Below are 26,035 nucleotides of genomic sequence, written 5' to 3'. Positions count from 1 at the left end.
TTCACTGACCTACAAATATAAAAATTTCATCAACAGCTTCCTTATATCCACCTGATTTTTGGAAAGATTTCTTCAAATTCAAAGCGACTTCTTTAAATGACGGATTATTTAATACCATTTCTACACTTTCACTTAGTTGATCCGCAGTTAATCCTTGCATTTGTAATTTTATTCCTGCTCCAAGACTCTCCACTTGCTTTGCGACTACTGGCTGATCTGCACTTTGCGGTATTACAACGAGCGGAATCCCGTTATACAGTCCTTCATGCGCACTGTTCATCCCGCCGTGTGTAATAAATAGTTTCGTATATGTAAGCAGCTCAGTTTGGGGTACATAGTTTTTCACAATGAAGTTTTTAGGAATTTCGCCTAGATCACTTATTTTTGTTTTACTACCAATAGACATAACAATTGTATGCTCACTATTCTCAAAGGCCTTCATACACAGTTTATAAAAGTCAATCGCTTCATTAAAAACAGTACCTAATGAAATATAAATCGGACTTTTTTCTTCAATTGAAGTAAAATCAACGTCTCTGTTTTTCATTTGTGCAGAGATAGATGGTCCTACAAATTTATATGTTTCATCAAAAGTATCACCAAAAGGCTGGAACTCCTTAATTGTATATACAATAGTAAGGGGTGCAGGATTACAGAAAACTTCATAAGATGATTTTATTTCAACACCATATTTTTCAGCAATTCCCTTCGTTAAGTTTTGAAAATCATTCTGTATTTTATCATAAATTTCTACTGGGATATTTTTTGATAGATGACCTAACATTTGCTCAAAGGATTTTTCATCCTGCGCAAAAGATGTGCATGAATTTATGGCTGGAAGTTTAAGGATTTGAGCAATTAAATGGCCACAGCCAAACATAGAATCATGAATTATGTAATCAAAATGTTCACCTTCAATTTGTTCTAAAACGCTAGGTATTACAATATCTGCTGTATGTAGAAGGCCATTTATTCTTTCCTGTAAATAATTTCTGCCTCCAGATAGAAACGCTTTTATAAATTTTTGATCATCAATCGTTCGTACAGTAGCACCTGTCTTCTCAATCCGCTCCCTGAAAGCTTCTATTGAAAAATAAACGACCTCTTCACCACGAGAAATCAATTCATCTACAACTTGTAAAGTTGGATTTATATGTCCTTCTGATCCAGCATTAATAAATAAAACACGCGCCATAATAAACACTCCTTACGTTAAATCATTTCTATGTTGGCAAGATTACGGATTCTCTCCATACTCTTTTCCTAGCTGTTCGTATCATGTTCCTACTAAATTGACCTAGCAAGTCTAAAACCGAGATCATCTATATGAAATGTAGGATGGCTTCGACGACGACAAGTAGCGCCGCACCCTCTCGCTGTTTCAGCCCAACTACCACCACGAAAAATGCGGTATGATCCGTACACTGTTTCATCATACAAATCATAACACCATTCCCAAACGTTCCCTAGCATATCATAAAGTCCCCATGCATTCGGTTCTTTTTGGCCAACGTCATGAATCTCTCCATTTGAATTTTCATTATACCACGCTATATCATGAAGTTTCCCGTATGTATATCCGGTTGTACTTGCTTTACATGCATATTGCCACTCCGCCTCAGATGGTAATCGGTAGCCATTTGAATCTAAATTACATTTCACAATTTGACCACCATCACTAATAGAATAATATTCTTTTAATCCCGCTTTTTTTGAAAGTACATTACAAAACGCAATGGCATCGTTCCATGAAATATTGACAACTGGTTTATGATTTTTATCAAAATTATTTAATGTACTATTTGTAATAGCATCATATAGTTCCATTGTTACAGCATACTTTGCAAGAAGAAATGGTTGAATTTGTACTAGCCATTCTTTTTTTATTCGATCATCTCTTAATACTACCTCTCCAGCTGGAATATTGACCATTAATGAATCGATTAGTTGAATTAAATCGTTAGTCATTTTCTATTCCTCCAAACGTTCATTTTATATGAAATTAAAGTCATATACTCATTACAAAATACAAATTTCAAAAAGCGTTAAATTTTTCATAATAAAAAACGATTAGTTTTATTAAACTAATCGGTAAGATTCACAAAGAATTTTTGTGTTACATTCTATAATTATATGTGCTCTAAAAATTTCCGAACCTCATTTGGAGATTTTAAAACAATAACCTTTTTCTCTTCCGGCAATTGCTCTAACTCTTTTAAAATTGTAGGTCGTTTAGCATTAGGATATTCCCATATCCATTTAAAAAATTGCAAATCAAATCTTTCTTCACATCCTGCGCCCATATCTGGTCTTGTTTTATTTCGGTATTTTACAATTCTTTTAAAAGCCCTATAAACACAAATTGTTCTATGAATATCAAGGAAGATAATTGTATCAGCTGCATTCAGTCTTATACCCATCGTCCCGCCGTAATTCCCATCAATAATCCATTTCTCATCTTTAATTAAGTTATTTTGAACTGTTATTTGTTCTTCTCTCGGAACACCTTCCCAATTCGGTTTCCAAAATAATGCATCAAGATGATGCACCTTAATATTTAATTTATTTCCTAACTGCCTTGCTAATGTAGATTTTCCTGAACCACCAGAACCAATTAATATTATTTTTTTCATACCTTTACGATACCTTCTATAACTTCTTCAATAGTTTCCTTATTAGCTAAAATCCAGAAGAACATTTCTTCATTTAACTTTAATAAATCTGGTAACTGGACAAAATAAGTAATAAAGATAATTTGAATTGAAAGCATAACATACCAAATGGCTTTTAGTTCTTCTTTCGTTAAATCATTTTGTTTATAATAACCTTCAAAGACTTTGCTAACGATATGTAACCATTTCCCTCTTAATCTTTCATCACTAAATAGCTCGCTTAATATACTTGTACAGCAATAACATAAATCAAATATTTTTACATTATTTTCTAAAATCTCAAAATCTATAAACCCTTCCAGTTTATCATCTTTAAAGATTACATTTGATAGATGCATATCACGATGAATAATTTGTCTCGGTAATGGATGGACTGTTTCCTTGAAAGCTGCGTGCATTCGCTCCATCTTTTGAATTACCTCTCGATGAACATACTCATTCTTTTCTAAAATCGGTATAGCCCATTCAAATACCATCCTATATAAATCTCTTTTTATTAACTCATGGTCACTATTCACCGAATGTAATGCTTTGTGCAGATTAGCTATTTCTTCTCCAATTGTACTTGCTAGCCTTTCCAGCTTATTCGTATCTTTTATTTCTAAAACACTTCCGGCAACATACTCATATAAGCAATAATATTTTTCTTTATATAATACATATTGTTCATCATTTTCTGTCTTTACTACTCTCTGTACTTTAATCCCCTTTTCATACAGTTGCTTCAAAACATCGAATTCAACTAGAAGTTGCTTTATTGATCCTGTTTTCTTTAAAATATACTCTTTATTCTTGCATATAACCTTCGCTACTTTTTGTTGAATTACAGTAGCTGTGACATGTTCATTTTGAAACCAAAACTTTGCAATTTCCAGTGCTTGTTCCATTTACAAATACCCCTTTTACAATTCTTATGTCTTCCGAAAAATAACCTCACACAGTACTCCCACTCCAACACCAATTGTATAGGCCACTAAATCACTCCACAAAAAACCGTATCCCAACACGAGTCCGCCCAAAGTCGTTGCACGCATGCTATCTATCCATTCCGCATGATACAATTGGCTCGCTTCAATCCCGTAGCAAAACATTAAACTAATAAAAGCCAACTTCTTCGTCTCTGTTTTAGGAAACAAAAATCCAAAGCCAGTGAAAATCATTAATGCCCATAAAGCATCGCCTAAGTAATCATTTAATAGATGTGGTAGTGCGAAAGAAAACTTTCTTGAGCTAAGACCTAAAATAATAACAACTATAGTAAATAGTGCATATACTACTCTATTTCGTTTCGTATTCATTTTAAAGTCCCCTAATATGTAATGTAAAACTGTAAATAGCTAGTAAAACAAAGTTATTTTACTAGCTATTTATTAGTTGCTTTAATGATAAGAAAATGTGGATTCGTATTTAGATAATAATATGATTTTTCGTCTACTTCTTTCATTTTTTCAATTGCCTTCGGTTCTACTATCTCTTCTAATACAAAATAATTTGTAGTTTCATTTAGTATGTCTTGTAATGATCTTCTAAAAAACTTGACTTCAATAGTAATATTCGGTTTAACCCAAGTATCTATTAATAACTGTTTTTCAAAATAATTTTCACATGGAAACTTTGTGAAATCCATAAAAGGATGATGAATAGAATATATAAGTTCTCCACCTGGCTTCAATACACGACGAAATTCTTGAAATACTTGATTCCAATTTTCTATATAATGAAGAGTTAATGAACTTACAATCACATCATATGTATTATCTTTAAATGGCAATGTTTCTTGCAGATCATGACAAAGGAACGTTGCTTCTTCTCCTATATTTTCTTTTGCTGCTTTTACCATTTCAGGACTTACATCAATTGCTGTAACATTTGCTCCTCTTTTTATGAATTGAGAAGTATACCATCCAGCTGCACATCCAGCATCTAGTATCTTTTTTCCTTCTAGTTCCTTTGGAATAAGCTCCATCATCGCCGGTCTTTCATAATAACTGTTATATGGATTTGCGAAATCTAGATTTTCTTTATATGTACTCGCTAATTTATCATACGTATCTTTAATCGAATCTTTCATTACACACACTCCTAATACATATTAATCCATTAACTCCTGCTGCTTTTTCTTTGAAAATGATTGTAGTACTAAATCATACGACCAATCAATCATTTTATTAATTTGCTCCTGCACTATATCCTTATGAATATAAACAGTATTCCAATGTTTTTTATTCATATGATACCCTGGAATAATGGTTTCTGGATAATCTTCTCTTATTCTTAATGCGACTTCTGGATCACACTTCAATGTAATCGCAGCTTTTTCGCCTTCTTCATGATTTACTATCGCAAATATTTTATTATTAAGCCTCATACATGTTGCACTCCAGCCATCTGGAGAATCTTCTGTCGCTTTTCTTTTCGATAAACAGTACGCTCTTGTTGCATTCATTTTAATTGGCACCTCTTATTCTTTCCCTGTTTGATTACGATGCATCACAATTTGCTTCGTTGCTTGAAATTGCTGCTCACCGTAAAACTTTATTAGCTTCTCTCCGCAAAATAGACTAACAATATGAATATGAGATATTTCCTCGAGTAACATTGTAAGCATCTTCTCTCCAATACCTTTATTTCTTACACTCTCATGTACGACAACATCTTCAATGTATGCTCGAAAAATACCATCAGAAACGACTCTAGCAAATCCAACTAATTCATTTTCTTCCCATACTCCAATGGCTATACTATTCTTTAACATTTTTTCAATATCGACTTCTTTTCTTTCTGGCCACCAACCGACAGAATCATAAAGCTTCTTTATTTTTTCTGCACAGATTGGTTGTTCTTGTTGCAATTTATACGTGTACATATGCTTCCCTCCACCAATCAGTATACATAATATTATTATAATCTCTTTTCAAAAAAGTGCTGACTATGACCTTTCGGATGATCTTCAACGACACCATACTCCCTGTAACCGTGCTTTTTATAAAATTCTGGTGCTTGAAAACTAAATGAATCTAGCAATATTAATCTACACCCTTTCTCCTTCGCAATCCCTTCAATTTCATGTAAAAGTTGGCTGCCATAACCGTCATGACGAACTGATTCATCAACCCATAAAAAGTCGATATGAAGGTGATAAAAATACATCGCACCTGTTACGCCACCAAAAATTTTTCCTTCTTCATTTTTTACTACGAGGCGTACTTCTTCCATCGTCTGTCTTGCCTCATCTGTTAAGATGGACATATTATATTGAATAACTTTATTTTTAATATATTCTCCTTCAGTACGTGTACCGTTCTTTATATGTTTCATTTATATTGCTTCCTTTCAGCTTAGTAATCTACATTTTATTTTTTCTCTTTAAAATACTAATACATACGAATCCACCATATGTAACAAAGCATGAAAAGCCAATTATACCTGGTACAGAGACATATCCTACCCTTATGTAACTTATAACCGCAAAACAAACGATAGACAATAAAATAGATGGCCAAAATATAAGAGCTGTTTTTCTTCTTCCTCGTTGCGATGTACTTTCTTTCTCTCCAGAAACACGTGTGCCAAAAAGCAATACAATACAAATAAGGATCGCTGCAAAGTAAATTGTATCTAATGACAAATTGTGATCATATAGTGCGATTCCAACTTCAAGAGCAATAATCGTTAAAATTAAAATAATGATTGTTGAAGTCTTTAAGTTTCTTTTCAATCGCTCACTCCTAGCATGCTTTCACTATATTCTTTTTATATGTACTTTAAAACTGCTGCAAAAGCTTCATCTACCTCTTTATTTTCACGTCGATTCGGTAAATCTTTTCCCCCCATCACATAAAGAAGCGGAAATTCGTTAAACATTCCTATTATACCAATAAATTCAATATCGAATATAAAAAAAACTTTTCGGCAGCTCATATCAGCTATTTAAATAAGAAAAAGGTAGCATGAATTTTTTCTTGCTACCGAAAAATATTTATTCTTCTATAGGATTTTCAGGACCGTTAAGTTCCAGCTGATAAAAAGCTAAATCTAGCCATTTATTAAACTTATAACCAGCTTTTTTTATTGTTCCTGCATGAATAAATCCATAGTTTTGATGCAAGGCAATACTTTTCTCATTCTCTGCATCAATTCCAGCAATTAAGGTAATATACTCTCTTTCCTTTGCAATTTTGATTAATTCTTTCATTAATGAAGACCCAATGCCATTTTTTCTATATGCCTTATCTACATACACAGAATGTTCAACTGAATATTTATAAGCAGGCCACGCTCTAAATGGGCCGAATGTCGCAAATCCTACTACTTTATTATCTAATTCATATACGAAAATTGGATACCCTTCAGCCTTTTTTTGTTCATACCAATCTATTCTATTTTCAAGGGTTACAGGTTTATACGCATATACAGCTGTTGTATAAAGTATCGCATCGTTATAAATATCTAAAATGTATGCTAAATCTCTTTTCGTTGCTTCCCTTATCATTGTTTTCTTCCTTTCATCATGTTCATCTTATTTCACTATCTTTTCAATAGTTTTATTTTATCGAAATTTCCGATTTTTATCTACATACGAATACTAGCTTTTCGGAAACCATCAAGTATATTTATTGCAGCAGATAACATGTAGAAGAAAATTCCTCCCCCAATGAGCCACGTTTTAAACTCCTCTGGGGAAATAGTAAATGCATTTGCCAAATACGTAATAAATCCTGCGTTTAATAAATGTGGATTTACTACAATTACAATGAATATGATTGTTCCGACTACTTGAAGAATAGCATTTCCAATTGCCAACCTTTTCGTCCATTGTCCCTGTACTAACTTATAAAGTGATATAGCTACTTCGAAAACGATCATAACCAAAATTAGGGACCAGTATTGAAGCAAAACATCTTGATTAAACGTTGGCGCGACAAACTTCAATCCGTTTTCTGTACCATGATATACGCCTACAAGATGATTCGCATAAAAGTAAAGTGTAGCCCATATTGCTGTCCACATTAAACCTCCAAAAACTTCAAACTTTGAAATCGCCTTTTTCTTCGGGATATACGAAACATTTTTCAAGTCATCTGGTGTCCATTTTTTTAAGCTTGTTGTTAATGGGTGTGGATCCTTTTCTTTATCAGTTCTTTCTAAAATAGCAAATACAAGTGTTAACCAGAAAAATACATGGAGACCCACTTCAAAAATTTCCCCTATACCTTTACCTATCAATTGTAAAATAACATTTAATACCGCTTGATCACCATTATAGCCTATAAAATTTTCTGCAACCATTGAAATGAGCGCAATAACAGCTGCAATTGGTATAATCATTTTTAATAGCGTCGTATATACATCAAAATAACGTGGTCCAATTAAATGCATTGGTCTATCCAAGTACCCATTAGCCAATGAAACTGGACTTCCCAATTTTTCGAGTATACTCTTCACATCTTCCTCATTATAATCGTCTGGTAACATATCCTCTATTGTTGACCGTAGTTCAAGTGTAATATCTTCACGATTTTGTTCAGGCAATCTCTTCGCAACTTCATGGACATACATATCAATCAAACTCATTTTCGTCCTCCTCCTTTAATAAGTTATAAAGTTCTTTCGAATCCTTTACCCACTGCTTTTTCAATTGTAAAAATATCTCTAATCCATATTCACTTAAAACATAATACTTACGAGGTCTACTCTCTGTTTTATCCCAACTACTCGTCACTAACTCCTGCTTTTCTAATCGGCGAAGTAGTGGATATAAAGTACTTTGATCAATTGTAATCCCTGATTGCTCCAATAACTGGACAAGTGAATATCCGTACTGCGGCGTTCTTAATTGACTTAAAACAGCTAACGTTAATGTCCCTCTTCTTAACTCAGTAATTAACGAGTTTAATAAAGTATCCATTCACTCACCTCATTTCCATTACTATATGTCATACAGTATGTGTTTTATACTATGTATCGTACAGTATTAATGTGACAAAAACTATAATCATTTACCAAAAAACGGATAATAAAAAGCGCAAATTATATGATTTTTGCTTTTTTAGCTAAGTTATATATCTATAGCACTCTAAAAGGTAGCAACCTTAACTACTAATTTTGAAGTTCCAGTAATGCTATATTAAGTTACAAATATCGTATACATATGATGTGAACATAACATTTCACTATAGGAAGCTATAAAAATGGCGAATTACCATGCTTGAATGATTCCCGTTTTCAGCACCTAATCAACGTTATTTCCTTCATAAACTTCATCTTGTTCAAAATCTTTATTTTTGTTTGGTTTATTAGAGAAAAATAAAAAAACAATTAAATTAGGTTAATTGTTTTTCAAATGCAAAATCTTTATTTTTTTAAATAATCTATGATATTCGAAAAGACAAACTCTCCAAATGCAAGTGGTATATAAATAAACCATAACTTTAATATTGCCTTTGTTTCTTTGTGATCAGAATCCCCCATTAAAACCAACCCTATCCTTTTTCTTCTAATATTTTCATTTTAATTCCAATAACAAGGAAATTATACCATTTATTAATGTTGTAGTCTATGTTTTCTAAAAATTAAATAAATACAAATATTTCATTACCTTAATATACAGATAAACACAATAACTTTTTTTACGTTTCATCTTCAAAGTCTATAATGAGTCCTGTTAGAACTGCTACATTACCAATCAATTGGATCCCGCGACCAATAAAATCCATCTTAAATTCTTCCCACTTTAATTTATGTAATGATATAATAACACTAAATTTTCAACACGTGCTTAATAGATTGGGGACTTATAATGGATAAACCTCTCACTGCATTACAAACTATTATTATACATATGAATACAAATGAACATTGACATGATTTTATTTGTTACTGTCAGCATCGCGAAGCGGGACTTCGAAAATTAGCTTATAAACATTTAGAGACATTTATTTCAAATGCAAAGAAATGGGAATCAAAAGATCAAGAAGAGTTTGCCATTTCGTTGTTTACTATTTTAGATGCATTAAACGAAAAAGATGAGGTCTTAACTTTCTCACTAAATAGTTTTCTAATTGACATTCTATATAGATGGACAGAAAACAACCCGATTGATTCAAGACCTTTTAGATGGATAGGAATTTATATGGACTCTAGCAATAAAGATGACGATTTAGAAAAATCCCTTCGAAAAGCGATTGAATTAGGTGGTGATACCGAACAAGAAGCTATGATATACCTAGTTTCTAATTACATCCATACTTTAGAATTTGGTACACATGAATTCCCTTCAGGTTATTGCGGAGATTTAAGCGAATGTATAGAAAAACTTCCCTATATGCTTCAATTAATTAATAGAATTCAGAATAAGAACATAAAGGAGCAAAACATTGGTCAAATACAAGAACAACTACACTTAATTCTAGATTGGTTAAAACATACACAAATTCCAGTAGATGCTGTTCGTACATGGGAAAAAGAACAAACTAAGGAATTAGAAAAAAGCATCGTATATCATTTAAACAACAGCTCAAGTCATTAATTCGTCTACCATTTTAATATAAAAAAGAGGATCTTCATACTGTACTAGAAAATCCTCTTTTTATATTTATCCCACATTAGCTTGCAGTAAAACTCCCCACTGATTATAGTTCCACTTTATTTTAATCCTTTAATTAAAGGTGACGCTTCCCCACTATGGAAAATCCATAAGTCATGAAGTGATCTCGTACATCCGACATATAGTAATTTTGCATCATGTTTTGTGTTTTTGTAATGTTCTTCATCCACATCAATTAAAAGCACCGCATCAAATTCTAAACCTTTCGCTAAATAGACAGGTACTACTGATATACCACCTTCATATTTACTTTGGTTTGCTTCAATTACGTTGACCGTTAATCCTGCATTTGTTAATTTCACATATATATCACGGCATTCATCTTCTGTTCTTCCGATTACCGCAATTGTTTTCACATCTGCATTTTGCAAATGTTTTACCGTCTTCACAATTTCAGTAAATTGATTTTCTGCATGAATTACTTTCACATCTTCTCCACTGCGGAAGACTGGTGTTGCGAGTCCTACTGGGATTTCTGCATTTTTAATTATTTCATTTGCAAATTCAATAATTTCTTTTGTAGAACGATAACTTCTTGTCAATTCATAATAACCGGTTTCTTGGAATACTTCCTTAAAAGCATTCCAATCTTCAATTCCTTGGTAATCATAAATCGCTTGCGATAAATCACCTAATATAGTGAAAGAATTACCTAATGTAATTTCTTTTAATACATAAACTTGGAAAGGCGAAAAATCTTGCGCTTCATCAATAACAACGTGATGAAACTTCTGCCCGATTTCAATCCCTGTTATACGATGATGTATGTATATTAAAGCTGGTAAATCTTCTACATACACTTCTTTTTTACGACAACTCTTTTCTGTTTCTTTAACAAGTTCTTCAGGTAATGCCTCAAGTATTTCTTTACTTTTTACTATTGAACTATACAGTGAAAGAGCACTCATTTTCGGCCAAAACTTCATATATGCGTTCAGTCTCTTAGTCGCTTCTTTTTTTAGTAATTTTTTCTCGTTTGTTTCCCCGAATTTTTTAAGCTCAATTTCAATCCAGCGCTTCATTCGTCCTACTAATCGTTCTCTTCTTTTCTGTAAAGGATAATGTTTATATTCAACTTGCATCCATTTTTTAATATCTTCTACTGGAATAATCGCTCTATCCCACGCCTCAAAATCTTTTGTCGGAACTAACTCATTTTCAAATTGGATCATTCTCTCTTCAATAAACGTCTTAAATTCCAACGTACCCTTTAATTTACCTAGCATTACCTTCTTTTCATCACGATTAATTGAAAATGCTTCTTTCAATTTTTTTTCTGTCTGCTTTAGTTTCACTGAATCATCTAACGTACGTAATGCCCAATCTGGAAACGTTGTTTGACTAATATTCCCTACACCTAATTCAGGAAGTACACTCGAAATATAGTCTAAAAACAGACTATTCGGTGCAAATACGATCATTCTTTCTGCTTCTAGTTGTTCACGATATTCATAAATTAAAAAAGCAAGGCGATGTAAAGCAATTGTTGTCTTTCCACTCCCTGCAACCCCTTGAATAAGTAATGGTAAATTTCTTTCCGCTCGAATAATATCATTTTGTTCCGATTGAATCGTTGAAACAATATCCTTTAGCTTATTATCTTTATTCTCACCTAATCGATATAGAAGAAAATCATCGGCATGTGATACATCTTCATTTCCTTTTACATATGTATCAACAACACGTTCAAGTTCTCTTTTTCGAATGGAAATGTTTCGTTTTAAATACACATCACCTTCTACTAACCCATCTGGTGATTGATAAAATGCTAATTCTTCTCCACCGGTAAATGAATAAAACATACTTGCGACAGGCGCTCGCCAATCAATAATGATTGGCTTCATCGTGTCCATATCCGAAACCCCTACTTTTCCGATATAAATCGGCATAACTTCTTCTTTTCCATCTTCCTGAAAATCTAACCTTCCAAAGTACGGCTCTTGCACACCAATACGTAAGTTTTGTCTATTAGACTCCCTCATACTTTCAAGAATTTGCTCTTTAAAATCTTCTCCATAATAAACCGGGATTTTTTCAAGCCTATCCAATTGCTCATCCATCGTATGTAAAGTATCCTTCATTTTTTGTAACTCATCTTCAAATATGTTGCTCATTTCGACGATTCCCTCCTGTCCGTTCTAATTTTTCAGTCGAAGTATCATTGTATTAAAAATCCAATCATAAAGTCAATAGTTTCCATTTAAATTTTCCGAAAAAACTTACTTTTCATCTTTCTAATTTAAAAAGAATATGCAACATCTAAATCACACACATACACATATAGTATAGTGATGCATGTAAAAGATACTTCTTTCTATTTGTCTCCTATTTAATTTATCTATTAAAAAACATTGTAAAAATTAAAGACTTTAATCAATGGGCGTTTTACTGCCCATAAATAGTAGGATAAATAAAAGTAAAGGAGGCTCTTCAAATGAATATTTTGAATCTATCTCAAGATTAAATATGCTTTTATCTGGCTGTATCCTTATGGTTTGTTGGTCAATTATGTATGTTGAAATATATAGACTTACAAAATCCGTCTGGCCATGCGTTATCATGCATGCGATTGAGGATGCTGTTCCTACTGTTTTAGTTACCATAACAGGGATTATTACCCTTACAAACAGTAGTGATTTTTGGTTAAATCCTATTAGCGGGGTCGCTGCTACTGTTTTATTTCTCGGAATTGGAATCGTACTAAGAACTATAAGAATAAAAAGAGAACGACAATTATTCACACAATAAAAAGCAGATAATGAATTCGTCATTATCTGCTTTCCAATTTTTAAAACTACCTTATTATATTTTTTGATACATAAGCCAGTCACCAGAGTCTATCACTTTCTTTAACATCTTTTTATCTTGAGCGATATACACATATGCCTCAATTTCCCTATCAGCAACATATACTGTTTGCGTGATTCGATCATATAAATCAGTCTCCGCATTACCTGTATATTCTTCTAGTTCATCTAACTTACACAATATCTCATCATTTACTACATAAACTTCTCCATATACCTGTTCTTCAATCGAATAAGTCATGGCCGGATATCCTTCGTTCGTATCAAATAATTTTCCATATGTCCAAGCTCTGTCTGCGATGCATGTTGCACCCAGCATATAATGAGCATTCGTTTGTCCTCTTCTTAACGTGCCATAAACGAAAACATGATACATAAATTCTTATCCCCTTTATATGCCTCTACTTTCTTATTTGTAAATAAGCACGAATCATAAAGTAACTCACTTCATTCGGAAGCTGTTCTTTAATAGATTTCAGACCACCATCTGCATTTTGAACGGCAGTTTCAATAAGAGATTCATACTCTGCTGGAACAAAGCTTTGCCAATCTACTTCCATTCCATCCTCATAGCAGCGAATTAAATGGTTTTCGATTGTTTGTCTTGATAAGTTACGTTCTTTTGCAATCTCATTCAAATCAATACCTTGTTTATACATTTCATACGTTTCTAAATGAGAATTTGCGGACGCTTTTCCTGACTTTTTACGCTCTGAAACTACTTCTGTCTTAATCGTTTCAGCATAATTTGGATTTTCCTCAATAAAATGCTGAACTGCTTGTAAGAAGTGCGAGCCATATTTCACAAGTTTGTGTTCTCCGATACCTTTTACCGTCAACAATTCGGAATCACTTTGCGGCATTTTCACACACATATCTTTTAATGTTTGGTCAGAGAAAATAACGAACGGAGGTACACCTTCTCCTTGTGCAATTTCTTTACGTACTTCACGAAGCACTTCAAATAAAGGATGGTCTTGAACAATTTGTCTTGTCTCTACTCGTTCTTTTCGTAAAACATTCTCTTTACCAAGTAATACTTCTTTCCCTTTTTCAGTTACTTTTAACGTCGGATAAGTGCCATGCTCAACTGCAATTAACTCGTCTGAAATTAAAAACTCAATAAACTCACTGACCTCTTTTACACTACGGTTCGATAAAAGCCCATACGTTGGTAAAGTATGAAAATTAAATTCAATAACTTTCTTATTCTTCGACCCAGTTAATACTTGCGCTATCATTTGCTTTCCAAAGCGTTGGTTCGTTCTAATCATGCATGATAAAACCATTTGTGATTCCCTTGTCACATCGATGCTCTCGCGATTGTCTGTACAATTACCACAGCGTCCACAATCTTCTTTCGATTCTTCTCCAAAGTATTGCAAAATGAATGATTGTAAACATTGTTCTGTATGACAGTAATCGGTCATATTTTGCAATTTTTCAAGTTCATTTGAAAAACGTGATTCTCCAGTTGATTGATCAATTAAAAAACGCTGTACTTGTACATCTTGAGAAGAATATAACAATATACATGTACTATCTAATCCGTCACGACCAGCACGTCCTGCTTCTTGATAGTAACTTTCCATATTTTTTGGAAGCTGATAATGAATTACGTAACGAATATTCGATTTATCAATACCCATCCCGAATGCAGATGTTGCTACCATTACACTTACTTCATCTCGTAAAAAGAGTTCTTGTTGCTCATTGCGATCAATATCACTCATACCAGCGTGATATTTTGATACAGAAACTCCTGCCTTCATTAAATCTTCATATAACTGATCGACTACTTTTCTAGTAGCTGCATATATAATCCCAGATTCCTTTTGATTTTGACGAATATAATCCGCCAAATATGCATTTCGATCTTGCCCTTTAATAACAGAAAACGATAAGTTCTCACGCTCAAACGTTGTCATAATTGTATTTTCTTTATTAATTTCAAGTGTATTACAAATATCATCACGTACTTGCGGTGTTGCTGTTGCTGTTAATGCTAATACGAGCGGCTTTTCTGGAAGATAATCTAATATGCGATGTATATGTAAATAACTTGGACGGAAATCATGTCCCCACTGTGAAATACAGTGTGCTTCATCAATCGCAATCATAGGGATTTTCATATCGATAAGTTGGTCAACAAACTCCATCGAATCAAGACGCTCAGGCGCGACATAAAGTAATTTGTAATGTCCTTGTTTCGCTAATTGAATTCGCTGATTTGCTTCAGCAATAGAAATAGAACTATTAATATATGTAGCTGAAATGCCATTCTGTACCAATGTATCTACTTGATCCTTCATAAGTGATATTAAAGGAGATATAACCAACGTCGTGCCTTCAAATACTAATGCCGGAATTTGATAACAAATTGACTTACCGCCACCCGTTGGCATAATACAAACTGTATCTTTCCCATCTAGTACATTTTTAATTGTTTCATCTTGTCCTCTTCGAAACGAAGAATAACCAAAGTAGGACGCTAAAAGTTCTTGTGCTTTAGTAAACAAAAAAGAGTCACCTGCTTTTCTTTATCTTTCATCTACTTCTATTATATCAATCACTTATGCGACTTGAAAGGGATGATTAGATGCTTATTGTTTTTTCATTATTCTATGTTTCTCCACCTATTTAATACTAACTAGCATCATTATTTTATATGTTTTACAACATTTATAATATAAATCCAGTACACAAGAAGAAAGAGTTTCAATTTAAATGTTCATTTTATTTCCCTTTCTTGAATACTACTAATCGTATACATATAAATTCAGGAGGTTACTATATGAAGCATCGTAATATGAGTTCCATCACAGCGAAAACGAAAACGAAAACACAAAAACTCCAATTCTCTAATAATGATGCGTGGAAATATGAATCATACTATAAGTATCAGCCATTATTCTCTTATAAAAAGCTTTTTAATTTTCTTTCTCAACTTTTTAGACGTTAATATATGCGCAAAAAATATATCATTCACAGAATTTTTCTCAATATTAAATGTATAGACTTACTACAATTCAGTTGTTACCATATATAATAATCTGTTGGATAAACCCCTTAAGTTGACCTGCTTATATTAGCAGGTCTTTTTCATGATTACATACTTCTGTGTACCTCGATCTCACTTCCAAGTCTTTTCTCCATTTTATAACCATATTTAACTCCCAACAATTCATGATTATCATGAATTGTTGGGAGTTAAATTGTTCACATATAATTATGCAATTCTTCTTTCTCAATACACAAAAGACATTTTACTTGTTACTATAAAAGTACTCCAGATGAGTTTTTTGCTCATCGACATTATCTAGTTATTGGGGCCTGCCGCGGGAAGCAGGTCCCTTTGACTGTATGAAGGTCCTAATTTCATTTGGACACATTTACCAGGGTTTTTCAAAAGAATTTTATGATAACATTACGTAGTCGAGTCCGACATCTCGGCAATACCCTTTTGAGGGTCTGCAACTTCCCTTGCAGACCCTCTTTTACTTTATATTCAATTTATTCATATATACCACAACATCATTCATTGAATTTCTCCATTTCAAATTCCCTAAAAATAATCTAGGACACGTAACTAAAAATAAATCTTCATCATACTTTGAGTTATACATGTTCAAAGGAGTGTTACTATTTATGTATTCTTATTGGCAATCGTATTACTCCCCCTACCATAACCCTTATGTAAACTATGATTTATCCGTACGGAACTACCGAATTAGTAAAAATGAGAATTTTTTAAAAGGGTATATGCGTTCTTTATGGGAACAACACGTCGCTTGGACGAGATTGGCTATTATAAGTATAGTCTTTAATTTACCAGATGTTAACGTTACTGTTGGACGACTTCTACAAAACGCAACACATATGGGACTATCACTTGAACCATTTTACGGTGAGGATGCAGTGAAAAAATATAGTGCATTAATTAAAGATCACTTAGTAATTGCAGCGGATCTTGTTAAAGCCGCAAAAGCTGGTAATCAAAATGCAGCGGCCGCTATAGAGAAAAAATGGTACGCTAATGGTGATGAAATTATTGAATTTCTTAACAGTATCAACCCATATATAGATAAAGAAGAATTTAGAAAAATGTTTTATGAACATTTAGCACTAACGAAAGCAGAAGCACTTGCCTTCCTAAATAAAGATTATGAAGCAGGAGTAAAACTTTACGATAAAATTGAAAAAGAAGCATTGGAAATGGCCGACATGATAACAAACGCAATCGTAAAACAATTCCCGCAAGTATTTCAATAAAGTGAAACTTTAATCAGAGTAGGTATTACTACTAAGTAGTACTTGATAAAAATAAGTCGATTTCCAAACATAAATCGGCTTATTTAGTTTTCTCTCTATGATATTTCACCTCTCCTCTTTACATTTAGCTTATATCGATATATTTTATTAATATCCGTTTTTTATAGGAGGAAATAGTTTGATTAACGCAATTGGTCTCGTTTTTATACTTACAAATAAACACGAGAAAAAAAAGAAAGTTTACTTAAATGAAAAATTTGCACTAATAGATATTATTGATTCTAAAGAAGTATTTGATGATGAAGGGAATCCTTTAGTAGAACTAACATGTAAATACAGTATATATTTAGATGAAAAATATTACTGTAAATCTCTCGATGATTATACCGGACAAGTATTTCCTTTCTTAAGTGCAAAAATAGGAAAAGGTCTTCTAAGAAACTTAAACTACTACTTTTCTTACGTTGATGCCTATGATAAGAAACCACCAGTTAAAGAAATAAGACCACTTATGAAACAAGTAACGAACAGATAGCCAAAAATACAAAAAAAGAAAGCATCTAACTCTGGATGTTTTCTTTTTTATTGAAAACTCATTAACTTTCATCCTCTTCTAAAAGTATGTATCCAAGCATATTTTAAATTAAAAACATTGGAGGATTAGAGTGAATGAAATACTCAGAAACAATTATAAGCAAACGACTTCGAATACTTAAAATGACGGGTATGTTTTTCATGCTAGTGTTAATAGCATGGATTGGCTATACAAAATTACTTTATGAAAACGGCTTTCTTCAAGAAAAAAAGAATTCAGTAGAAGTAATGAACACTAGCATTACAGGAGAAATAGAGCAGCTTTTTCATATAAACTTGCAAGGTTATCGAAAAACAAGCCTTGATGCTGTTATAGAAGCAAGCAAAACCGATCCAAGTGAACTATCCCTAATTGAACTGGTCAACAAATCCTGCTCGCGAGATTGCATAGGCGAACCAGTAACATATGTAAACTCAAATAATGGATATATCTTTTATAAGGAATCTAATGGAACTAATGTAGCTATAACGGTTAAAAAGAAAGACACATGGGTAATTGTAAAGAAATCTGTTCAAGATGGAATATAATCACCCAAAAAAAGAGTACGTATCGTACTCTTTTTTATTATTAATACCCTTCCTCTTCATGAATACAATGGCATTTCGGTTTTGTTTTACAATGACATTTTTCACACTCACATTTCGGTTTCTCTTTGCAACAACATTCGTGAAAATCATTGCGTTTACATCTACATCTCCCAAACATTAAATTATCCCAAAATGTATTACAATTTCGGGAATGCCCACAATGACAAGTATTCCCCATGAATTTGCTTCCTCCTTAATAGAATTCATCATATTCTATGTTTAAAAGTATACAAAGGCTTGTTTATTAGTCTATTTTCTCCATAATATAAGTAGAGTTAAAAGATTACATAAGAATATTTAATTCCTTTCGTATCTAACCCAGCAGTTGCTTTGTCCAGTTCGTTCCCTTGACGATAATCTGTTTCGAAATACACAAGCCCTTGGTTATCTCCACGAGATATTATTTTAGAAGTATATCCAAGCTTATCCATCATTTGAATCATGTCAGGAACTAAATTTACACCAAATTCATAAGTAACTACTTTGTTATATTTATTCACTATAATTCCAACCCCTTCTTGTTTTTTTATCGGCTCAACAATTGGATTTGTAAACCAAGCTAACGGCTTATTTCCAATCAGCTTATTTAAATCACACTTGCCGATACCAGCCACATTCCCTGTTTCTGTGTATTGCCAAATATCACATGAATACGCCGGTTTGTTACCACCATAACGAGGAATCCATACAAAATCAGAATTGACATTTGCCATTCCAAATGGAGCATACATATGATGAGCAATATATAAACCAGCCTTCTTAGCTCCTAATCTGCGTAATTCATCAATAAAAGCTTGTGCACCCGCTCTCATATCGTTCATTGTTCTTACTTCTACGTCAGCTACCCAAACTGTTGCATTTTTATCACCACGGTTCCAAAAGTCTCTTGCTTCTATCCGTGCATCCTCTACTGAAACGAAACGACAGAACGCATAATTACCAAACGGAATATTCCTTGCTTTCATTGCTTGTACATAATTTTTATATAAAGGATCTACATAGTTTGAACCATCTTGTACACGTGCAATTACGAAATCCAATTGTGGTGCTGCGATATCCCAGTTAATGTCGCCATTCCATTTCGAAATATCTACAATATAACCCATTATTTAACATCTCCTTTTTCATTATTATATTCAAAGCTTGTTTTTTTGCTATTATCAACTAATAAATAGTATGAGAGGTAGTATATTATTGGGTAATAATTTAAAATTCGGCTTATGTATTGAGAAAACAAAATATTATTACAGGTTTAACAAGTAAAGATTTACAAAGCTCTAAACTATATAAAGTGAAACTATAATTAGTAGGAGGCTACGAGCAGTGAAATTCCCACTTAATTTCTTAGCTTCATCCGAATTTTGAGATAAGAATTTTACTGCCCACAAATAGCTAGATAAACAAAACCACCTTTCTGACAGGTGGTTTTGTTTACTAATTTACATATACATTGTCCATATTTTTATAGTTACATAATTATTAGTTACTTAATATACTTGTTAACTAAATATAAGACAATTTTTAGTTTTTAATCAAACTAATTTTCATTTTATCTCACGTACTCATAGTACCATTTTCGTGCATCTAACCAAGCTGTAAATTTAGCGATATTTCCAGACGGATAGCCATTCGTTATAGCATAACCAATGCCATCTTTCTGAACGACAATTTGTCCATCAATACCCGCATCTACCATAGCTTGAGCCAAAGCTTGTAAATTACTAAATGCTACACCACCAGTTTTTACTTTGAGCAAATCCGCTGCACCTCCTCCAGTTTGTCCTGTAAGAGCGAATACAACAGAATTAGCGATTTTATCAACATTCCATTTTGCCATATCAGATTCATTGTCAATAAATCCTAATTCTATAAGAATAGCAGGTGCTTTCGTCCCATTTAATACCGCTAAATCTGTACGCTGTTTCGCACCTCGATCACGCCATCCAATATCTTTTGCTAGTTGAGCTGAGATTTTAGCCGCCAAATCTTTCTGATCATAATACAAAACCTCAACACCCTGTCCATTTCCATCACTTGCATTAAGATGAAAAGAAATAACTAAATCCACAGCATGGGAATTGCTATTCCGAATGATATTATTTAAATTTTGTGATTGAGTTGCCCCTACCTCGTCCGTATCGTCATAAACCGTGTGTCCTAGGGATCTTAACTTAGTCGCCACAGCATCTTTAACTTGCCTATCTAAAACGTGTTCTTTCCGATTCCCAAAATTAGCACCTTGAACAATACTATTGTGTCCTCCGTGCAAACTATATCTGGCCATTATTTATCAACATCTCCTTTCTTAATATCCTATTCAAAACTTGTCTTATTGCTATTCCCACTTACAAGCTTAACTGTACCCATATGTCCTACATTTTCTAGAAGTGAAGCAATTTGTTCTCGATATAAAAAAGCTATCGCTTCATAAATCGAATGATTTATTCTCTAAATTACTTTTACATGAATGACGACACGAACAAAAAAAGCATCACCCTTTCGGCGATGCCTAAAAACTCTATTTTACTTTTCAGCTCCCTAAATAAATAGAGTTTAAAATCACTGAAACTACACCTATATTTCCTCCCCTTCCTTCACAGCTTCTTTCAACCTCTGCAACATATATCCAATCCCTTTACACCCCTCTAGCGGATATGTAATCATTTCTTCTGGATATAACTTTGTCACTACTTTTTTATGCTTCTTCCCTGCTAGTAAGACGATTTCGTCAAACTGTAATAAACTTTTATCTACCATCTGTTTTTGTAATTGCTCTATATTTATTACCTCATCACTTTTTGAATCAAATGCAAGATCATAGTTTTCTAATACAATATCATTTGGTCTTAAAAATCCATGTTTCGCCGATAATATAACCCAGTTTTCGAAAAACATAGTTGCGTACGCCTGACATGCTTTTCCGAACGGACTAATATACACATCTTTTGCTTCCATCGGTCCGTAGTCTGAATGTTTATCCCAAATTTTCTTTTTTCCACATGGAATTATACATATCCTTTTCATATATATTTCTACTCCCTTTACTTTGGTAAATAAAATTCGTTATTTTGTACATTTTTCTCTCAAAATACTATATAATAATTCTGAAAAGTTTAAATTACACATTTTACCATATATGTACTATGGATCACTCTCATTGCAAATATTATAATACCATAAAAATTTTTGCATTTTTTTCTTCAAATTATTATAACTAAATTGCAATATTATAATTTATTAATTAAATTAGGAAGGAGGTCCATAAAAATGAAAAATATTATCCCTGCACTATTAGTCTATTTTATTGTTTGCGTTATTTCCGTTATCATCCCAGCATCTGAAGGCTATAATTATGTCGGCTGGAAGTTATTTGTTGGGCAAGTGTATGCGATACCTATTTTCTTCATTACTGCTATAATTACATTTTATATAAACAAGAAAAAATCTTACGAATAAACGATTATAAGGATAGCTAACGCTATCCTTATTTTAATTCGTTAATCAAATTTAGAATGACCCTTGCAGTATTTTATATCCTTTCTTCTAAAAAGTCAAACGCAACTTCTGTATTTCAGCGTTTAAACGTAGCTCCTCCGAGAGCCAGCTCTCTAATTCTGAAACCGACGTAATATTTCGTTCTAAAAGTGACTGTAATTTACTCTCCAAGTCATTAAACATACACAATCCTCCCGTTTTTAATTTTCTGTTTTTTAGAGATAAAAAAGGACAAGTAGCCAATCTGACTACTTGTCCTTACTGTTCATCTGTACGCAATACGATTAAGCTTGGAATGCTTCTGTTAATACTGGTACGATTTGTTTTTTACGAGATACAACACCTTTTAAAGTAGCTGTGTTGTTTTCTAGTGATACGTTGTATGCTTTCTCAACAACGTTTGCTGCTTTACCGATCGCAAGACCGACAGAATCATTAGTTAAGATATCAGTTACAACGAATAAGAATAGGTCTAAACCTTTTTCTTCTACTACTGCAGAGATTACTTTTTCAAGTTCCGCTTGGTGTACAAGAACGTCGTTTGTATCAACAGCGTTTACTTGTGCGATTTCAACTTTCGCATTACCCATTTGGAATTCTTTAGCGTCAAGAGAGATTAATTGCTCCATTGTTTTTCCGCTTAAGTCAGCACCAGCTTTTAACATTTCTAAGCCGTAGTTATCTGCATCTACACCAGCGATTTGCGCTAATTCACGAGCAGCTGCTACGTCTTGTTCTGTGCAAGTTGGAGATTTGAATAGTAAAGAATCTGAAATGATTGCAGATAACATTAAACCTGCAACTTCTTTACGAATTGTTACGCCATTTTCTTTGTACATTTTGTTTAAGATTGTAGCTGTACAGCCAACTGGCTCACAACGATAGTATATAGGATCGCTTGTTTCAAAGTTAGCAATACGGTGATGGTCAATAACTTCTAACACACGAACTGATTCGATATCGTTAGCACTTTGTTGACGCTCGTTATGGTCAACTAAAATAACGTTGTCCACTTCGCTTGCTACTGTCTCAACAAAACGCGGTCCTTCTACTTTAAAATAGTCTAACGCAAATTGAGTTTCACCGCTGATTTCGCCTAAACGTACAGGCTCAGCATTCATTCCTAATTCTTTTTTCAATTCTGCATAAGCAATTGCAGAACAAATTGCATCTGTATCTGGGTTTTTATGCCCGAAAACTAGTACTTTTTCCATGTTTTCCACCTCTTCATGAAAAGGATATCTTAAAGAAGCAAATATGACAATATTTAAAGCATATTTTTTTATAAATAATTGCACTTTCTTCTATATTTTTCATCATTTTCATAAAAAAAATCATCTAAAATGAATTAGATGATCGAAATGTATGTTTCAATTAAAATAGTGTAGGAGCTTGCACTATATTGTTAAAAGCGAAATTTGAGGATAAGCCATTATTCAAAAGGTTTACATCTATAACTTGATAAAACGCATTTCCAGTGTCTGCAATTTCCCAAACAGCTAAAATAAGATGGTATCCACTACGGTCAGTTGGTACATTTGCTTCGTGCGTTACTGTTGTCCCTGGTCTAGCTCCACCGTCATTTTTCACATAGAATGGCACTAAATCTAAATCTGATCGCGTTAAAGGTTTATTTGGATTCCAACCTTTTTTCGTAATATAATATTTCCACTCTTTTGTACTATGAGGAGCCGTTAGTTTCCACTTGAATGTATTCGTCCCGCCATTTAACGTAACTTTCTTCCACCTATCTACAGTTTGAACATCTAAAGCGGGAAAATGACCAGCCCCTGCAATTTGTCCATCAGAAGGTCCTAGTTGCGGAAATCCACCTATCCCTTCTACGCTTTGTGGTTCATATTGAATCGGTCCACAATTTACATTTACCCCTTGCTTACATAAATAAGATCGGCTCGCTGGTGATTCTACATATCCATGAGCTGAAGCCTTTTCTGAAAATCCAAATGTTAATAATCCCGTAAGTAATACTCCACCACTTAAAATAACTTTCTTCATCTTTTGTAAACTATTCTTTTTCATACTTTCATCCCCTTCCGATAATAAAGCGAAAATAACTATAGTTGGCTAGTCATCTTCTCTACATTTATTATAAGACGAGAATCATTACTAAAAGAACCCTCTAAAAACTTTCTCAAATTCATTTAGTGCGTTAATTAGATTATAATTAACTATTTTAACACCGCCAGAAAAATATAGACTGTGTTAAAAATAGTCGTTTATTATTCACTTACTAATAATTAAGCACTCTCCCCGTTTGATTATACCTTAAATGTTTTTATAATAAATAACCGTAGCATCTAACTTTCCATTCGGAGAAATTGCATACCCTGGTATTGTTCCAACTTCTTGGTAGTCTAGTGATTTATACAATTTATTGGAAGGATCTCCTTCTCTAGTATCTAATACTAAAAGAGACCTGTTTTCTTGCTTTGCTCGTTCCTCTGCTTTTTGCATAAGCGATCGTCCAATACCGTTACGTCTAAAGTTTGGATGAGTCATTAATTTGCAAATCTCGGCTCTATGAATTCCGTTAGGCTTAGTAACTAATTGTAATTGAATACTCCCTGCTACTTCGTTGTTTATTTTAGCCACATACAATATCACTTCTGGCGCTAATACTGTTCGCCAATACTTTGTTGCGTCTTTTTGTTCCAGTGGAGGCAAAAAACCAATTGATGCCCCATCATTTACAACCATTTTTAAAAGTTTCGAAAGTTCTTCCATATCATTTTCTAGTTGCTTTATTTCTTCAATTACTAAATTTCGCATTACTTTTCCCCCTTTTGTTTCATTGTAACAATTTTTAAAGAAGGAATAATGAAATAATAAGATGAATTTATAGAAAGATATGGTTTTTTGTGAAAGGATAACGATATGAAATATATATTAGATAGAACGTACGCAAAAGAATTACTCGAATGGGCATATGAACAAAACCCGGGCCCTTGGTTTGAACATTCACTACATGTTGCTCATGCAACTGAAAACATAATTATAGAACTTATTAAAAATGGGTATAACCTAGATGCTGACATAGCATATAACGCTGCCCTTTTGCATGATATCGGAAGATACAAAGGTTTTACCAAATCGGTCATTCATTCCTATGATGGTTATATGTATATGAATGATTTAGGGTATACAGGAAACGCTGTTATTTGTGTGACACACTCATTCCCATGCAAAAAATGAACATATAGATATCGCAGCGGAATGGAGTCTCGTTCCTGACCATATGAGAAGCCGGTTAGTTGAAATATTAAATGAACATTGTAACTACGACTTATACAATAAAGTAATTACTCTTTGTGACGCTCTTGCTGATGCGGGTGGCTTTACTACGCTGGAAAGAAGATTAATTTCTGTTGGTTTGCGTCATGGTACAACATCTCATACATCTTTACATTGGAAAGGGTTTTATGCGATTAAGAAAGAATTAGAAGCTTTAATCGGTAAGAGTATATACACAGTTCTTCCTGATGTAGAAAAATCTATTTATGAAGATATAGAATATTAAATTGAATACAAATTTAATTTCAAATAAAAAACGTTTTAAACATAAAGTTTAAAACGTTTTTTATTCAATGCTTTTGATTTTTCAGTTCTGTTAAACACTCTTGCACTAAAGTTACCGCTTGACTCATCGCAGCTCCGCCAGCAAATGCTGCTGAAACACCACATGCTTCCAAAATCTCTTTATCCGAACATCCTTGATCAAGACAACCTTTTGTATGATAAATTGTACAATACTCATCTTGCGTTGCTAAACTAATTCCTAATGCAATAAGTTGTTTTTCTCTTTTTGTTAAAGCACCCTCTTGAAAACAAGCTTGCGTGAACGCATTATATGTCTCAGCGATTTCAGGAATTTGATTTGTAAAACTACCTATACCTTCTTTATAATGATGTAGAATATCATTTATCGAACTATGTTGCTCATGTTCCATCTTATTCCCTCCAGTCATATTATCCATACCTAT

At 33.1% G+C, this 26,035-nt stretch carries 31 protein-coding genes and 3 pseudogenes; 8 read left to right on the top strand and 26 right to left on the bottom strand.

All coding sequences use genetic code 11. The features are described from left to right. Position 1: 1 nt before the first annotated feature. From ACTFP3_RS20440 to ACTFP3_RS20375, 14 genes and pseudogenes are all read right to left on the bottom strand, one after another. A complete protein-coding gene (locus tag ACTFP3_RS20440) occupies positions 2-1,195 on the bottom strand; it encodes a macrolide family glycosyltransferase (RefSeq protein ID WP_025689378.1) in 1,194 nt (397 codons plus the stop codon). A 92-nt stretch (positions 1,196-1,287) separates the two neighbouring features. Continuing rightward, positions 1,288-1,968: a formylglycine-generating enzyme family protein gene (locus ACTFP3_RS20435; RefSeq protein ID WP_000180345.1), complete on the bottom strand. Its 681-nt coding sequence runs from the start codon at positions 1,966-1,968 to the stop codon at positions 1,288-1,290. A gap of 161 nt (positions 1,969-2,129) precedes the next feature. Beyond that, positions 2,130-2,633, bottom strand: a complete 504-nt coding sequence (locus tag ACTFP3_RS20430; RefSeq protein WP_000720561.1) for a DNA topology modulation protein — start codon at positions 2,631-2,633, stop codon at positions 2,130-2,132. Beyond that, positions 2,630-3,559 carry a phosphotransferase enzyme family protein gene (locus ACTFP3_RS20425; RefSeq protein WP_440011081.1) on the bottom strand — a complete coding sequence of 310 codons (930 nt, stop codon included), beginning with the start codon at positions 3,557-3,559 and terminating at the stop codon, positions 2,630-2,632. Before ACTFP3_RS20425 ends, ACTFP3_RS20430 begins: the two co-directional genes overlap by 4 nt. Before the next feature lie 24 nt (positions 3,560-3,583). Continuing rightward, positions 3,584-3,970: a DUF2809 domain-containing protein gene (locus tag ACTFP3_RS20420; protein WP_078386549.1), complete on the bottom strand. Its 387-nt coding sequence runs from the start codon at positions 3,968-3,970 to the stop codon at positions 3,584-3,586. A 65-nt stretch (positions 3,971-4,035) separates the two neighbouring features. Continuing rightward, positions 4,036-4,743: a class I SAM-dependent methyltransferase gene (locus ACTFP3_RS20415; RefSeq protein ID WP_000655262.1), complete on the bottom strand. Its 708-nt coding sequence runs from the start codon at positions 4,741-4,743 to the stop codon at positions 4,036-4,038. Between the two features lie 21 nt (positions 4,744-4,764). Further along, positions 4,765-5,118: an MmcQ/YjbR family DNA-binding protein gene (locus ACTFP3_RS20410; RefSeq protein WP_000994621.1), complete on the bottom strand. Its 354-nt coding sequence runs from the start codon at positions 5,116-5,118 to the stop codon at positions 4,765-4,767. A gap of 15 nt (positions 5,119-5,133) precedes the next feature. Next, complete coding sequence (locus ACTFP3_RS20405) at positions 5,134-5,538, bottom strand: GNAT family N-acetyltransferase (protein ID WP_060852057.1); 405 nt, start codon at positions 5,536-5,538, stop codon at positions 5,134-5,136. Between the two features lie 35 nt (positions 5,539-5,573). Then, positions 5,574-5,990 carry a GNAT family N-acetyltransferase gene (locus ACTFP3_RS20400; RefSeq protein WP_440011079.1) on the bottom strand — a complete coding sequence of 139 codons (417 nt, stop codon included), beginning with the start codon at positions 5,988-5,990 and terminating at the stop codon, positions 5,574-5,576. A gap of 28 nt (positions 5,991-6,018) precedes the next feature. Continuing rightward, on the bottom strand, positions 6,019-6,390 hold the full coding sequence (locus tag ACTFP3_RS20395) for a hypothetical protein (protein ID WP_000827997.1): 372 nt from the start codon (positions 6,388-6,390) through the stop codon (positions 6,019-6,021). 35 nt (positions 6,391-6,425) lie between these two features. Beyond that, a pseudogene (locus ACTFP3_RS20390) lies at positions 6,426-6,551 on the bottom strand (serine hydrolase); the annotation flags it as partial. A gap of 100 nt (positions 6,552-6,651) precedes the next feature. Continuing rightward, positions 6,652-7,164 carry an N-acetyltransferase family protein gene (locus tag ACTFP3_RS20385; protein ID WP_440011077.1) on the bottom strand — a complete coding sequence of 171 codons (513 nt, stop codon included), beginning with the start codon at positions 7,162-7,164 and terminating at the stop codon, positions 6,652-6,654. 80 nt (positions 7,165-7,244) lie between these two features. Next, on the bottom strand, positions 7,245-8,246 hold the full coding sequence (locus ACTFP3_RS20380) for an HAAS signaling domain-containing protein (RefSeq protein ID WP_326036476.1): 1,002 nt from the start codon (positions 8,244-8,246) through the stop codon (positions 7,245-7,247). Next, the gene (locus ACTFP3_RS20375; RefSeq protein WP_000380296.1) at positions 8,233-8,580 is read right to left on the bottom strand and encodes a PadR family transcriptional regulator; all 348 of its coding nucleotides are present in this window, start codon (positions 8,578-8,580) and stop codon (positions 8,233-8,235) included. Before ACTFP3_RS20375 ends, ACTFP3_RS20380 begins: the two co-directional genes overlap by 14 nt. Before the next feature lie 963 nt (positions 8,581-9,543). On the opposite strand from ACTFP3_RS20375, the gene ACTFP3_RS20370 reads away from it, so the two are divergent. Next, entirely contained in the window at positions 9,544-10,200 is a 657-nt protein-coding gene (locus ACTFP3_RS20370; RefSeq protein WP_326036493.1) for a hypothetical protein, read from the top strand. A 116-nt stretch (positions 10,201-10,316) separates the two neighbouring features. On the opposite strand, the gene ACTFP3_RS20365 is transcribed toward ACTFP3_RS20370, so the two are convergent. Then, on the bottom strand, positions 10,317-12,392 hold the full coding sequence (locus ACTFP3_RS20365) for a HelD family protein (protein ID WP_440011074.1): 2,076 nt from the start codon (positions 12,390-12,392) through the stop codon (positions 10,317-10,319). A 319-nt stretch (positions 12,393-12,711) separates the two neighbouring features. Here ACTFP3_RS20365 and ACTFP3_RS20360 point away from each other — a divergent pair. Beyond that, positions 12,712-13,026 (top strand): annotated as a pseudogene (locus ACTFP3_RS20360) (CPBP family intramembrane glutamate endopeptidase); the annotation flags it as partial. Positions 13,027-13,080: 54 nt separating this feature from the next. On the opposite strand, the gene ACTFP3_RS20355 reads toward ACTFP3_RS20360, so the two are convergent. Both ACTFP3_RS20355 and recQ read right to left on the bottom strand, forming a co-directional pair. Continuing rightward, entirely contained in the window at positions 13,081-13,461 is a 381-nt protein-coding gene (locus tag ACTFP3_RS20355) for a gamma-glutamylcyclotransferase family protein (protein WP_000274908.1), read from the bottom strand. A gap of 25 nt (positions 13,462-13,486) precedes the next feature. Beyond that, entirely contained in the window at positions 13,487-15,604 is a 2,118-nt protein-coding gene (gene recQ / locus ACTFP3_RS20350) for a DNA helicase RecQ (RefSeq protein ID WP_326036474.1), read from the bottom strand. A gap of 275 nt (positions 15,605-15,879) precedes the next feature. Here recQ and ACTFP3_RS20345 point away from each other — a divergent pair, with 275 nt between their 5' ends. The 4 genes from ACTFP3_RS20345 (at position 15,880) to ACTFP3_RS20330 (ending at position 18,479) form a co-directional block, all read left to right on the top strand. Next, complete coding sequence (locus ACTFP3_RS20345; protein WP_016122667.1) at positions 15,880-16,047, top strand: hypothetical protein; 168 nt, start codon at positions 15,880-15,882, stop codon at positions 16,045-16,047. A gap of 686 nt (positions 16,048-16,733) precedes the next feature. Further along, a complete protein-coding gene (locus ACTFP3_RS20340; RefSeq protein ID WP_000287728.1) occupies positions 16,734-17,357 on the top strand; it encodes a hypothetical protein in 624 nt (207 codons plus the stop codon). A 178-nt stretch (positions 17,358-17,535) separates the two neighbouring features. Next, positions 17,536-17,892 carry a hypothetical protein gene (locus ACTFP3_RS20335; RefSeq protein WP_000606231.1) on the top strand — a complete coding sequence of 119 codons (357 nt, stop codon included), beginning with the start codon at positions 17,536-17,538 and terminating at the stop codon, positions 17,890-17,892. 134 nt (positions 17,893-18,026) lie between these two features. Then, the gene (locus tag ACTFP3_RS20330; RefSeq protein WP_000877572.1) at positions 18,027-18,479 is read left to right on the top strand and encodes a hypothetical protein; all 453 of its coding nucleotides are present in this window, start codon (positions 18,027-18,029) and stop codon (positions 18,477-18,479) included. Here ACTFP3_RS20330 and ACTFP3_RS20325 read toward each other — a convergent pair whose 3' ends face one another. From ACTFP3_RS20325 to ACTFP3_RS20310, 4 genes are all read right to left on the bottom strand, one after another. After that, entirely contained in the window at positions 18,480-18,653 is a 174-nt protein-coding gene (locus ACTFP3_RS20325) for a hypothetical protein (protein ID WP_000503004.1), read from the bottom strand. It abuts the gene before it with no gap. 161 nt (positions 18,654-18,814) lie between these two features. Next, on the bottom strand, positions 18,815-19,645 hold the full coding sequence (locus ACTFP3_RS20320) for a GH25 family lysozyme (protein ID WP_440011071.1): 831 nt from the start codon (positions 19,643-19,645) through the stop codon (positions 18,815-18,817). 443 nt (positions 19,646-20,088) lie between these two features. Beyond that, entirely contained in the window at positions 20,089-20,823 is a 735-nt protein-coding gene (locus ACTFP3_RS20315) for an N-acetylmuramoyl-L-alanine amidase (RefSeq protein ID WP_086385735.1), read from the bottom strand. A gap of 290 nt (positions 20,824-21,113) precedes the next feature. Further along, positions 21,114-21,563, bottom strand: coding sequence for a DUF6884 domain-containing protein (locus tag ACTFP3_RS20310; RefSeq protein ID WP_000820903.1), 450 nt, complete (start codon positions 21,561-21,563; stop codon positions 21,114-21,116). Between the two features lie 243 nt (positions 21,564-21,806). On the opposite strand from ACTFP3_RS20310, the gene ACTFP3_RS20305 reads away from it, so the two are divergent. After that, a complete protein-coding gene (locus tag ACTFP3_RS20305; protein ID WP_000789485.1) occupies positions 21,807-21,995 on the top strand; it encodes a DUF4017 family protein in 189 nt (62 codons plus the stop codon). A gap of 87 nt (positions 21,996-22,082) precedes the next feature. On the opposite strand, the gene ACTFP3_RS20300 is transcribed toward ACTFP3_RS20305, so the two are convergent. The 4 genes from ACTFP3_RS20300 to ACTFP3_RS20285 all read right to left on the bottom strand — a co-directional run bounded on the left by ACTFP3_RS20300 (position 22,083) and on the right by ACTFP3_RS20285 (position 24,824). Further along, on the bottom strand, positions 22,083-22,217 hold the full coding sequence (locus ACTFP3_RS20300; protein ID WP_000481362.1) for a hypothetical protein: 135 nt from the start codon (positions 22,215-22,217) through the stop codon (positions 22,083-22,085). A 101-nt stretch (positions 22,218-22,318) separates the two neighbouring features. Next, complete coding sequence (gene ppaC, locus ACTFP3_RS20295; protein ID WP_000416873.1) at positions 22,319-23,248, bottom strand: manganese-dependent inorganic pyrophosphatase; 930 nt, start codon at positions 23,246-23,248, stop codon at positions 22,319-22,321. 160 nt (positions 23,249-23,408) lie between these two features. Beyond that, positions 23,409-24,074: a lytic polysaccharide monooxygenase gene (locus ACTFP3_RS20290; protein WP_016122671.1), complete on the bottom strand. Its 666-nt coding sequence runs from the start codon at positions 24,072-24,074 to the stop codon at positions 23,409-23,411. Between the two features lie 246 nt (positions 24,075-24,320). Continuing rightward, complete coding sequence (locus tag ACTFP3_RS20285) at positions 24,321-24,824, bottom strand: GNAT family N-acetyltransferase (protein ID WP_016122672.1); 504 nt, start codon at positions 24,822-24,824, stop codon at positions 24,321-24,323. A gap of 105 nt (positions 24,825-24,929) precedes the next feature. Between ACTFP3_RS20285 and ACTFP3_RS20280 the strand changes: the two are divergent. Next, a pseudogene (locus ACTFP3_RS20280) lies at positions 24,930-25,572 on the top strand (HD domain-containing protein). 64 nt (positions 25,573-25,636) lie between these two features. Here ACTFP3_RS20280 and ACTFP3_RS20275 read toward each other — a convergent pair. Beyond that, positions 25,637-26,029, bottom strand: a complete 393-nt coding sequence (locus ACTFP3_RS20275) for a carboxymuconolactone decarboxylase family protein (protein WP_001999958.1) — start codon at positions 26,027-26,029, stop codon at positions 25,637-25,639. Positions 26,030-26,035: the final 6 nt, after the last annotated feature.

Origin of the sequence: Bacillus cereus group sp. MYBK5-2 (genome assembly GCF_051915685.1) — a bacterium.
GTDB classification, from domain to species: Bacteria; Bacillota; Bacilli; order Bacillales; family Bacillaceae_G; genus Bacillus_A; species Bacillus_A cereus.
This window is presented reverse-complemented; position numbering and strand designations above follow the sequence as displayed.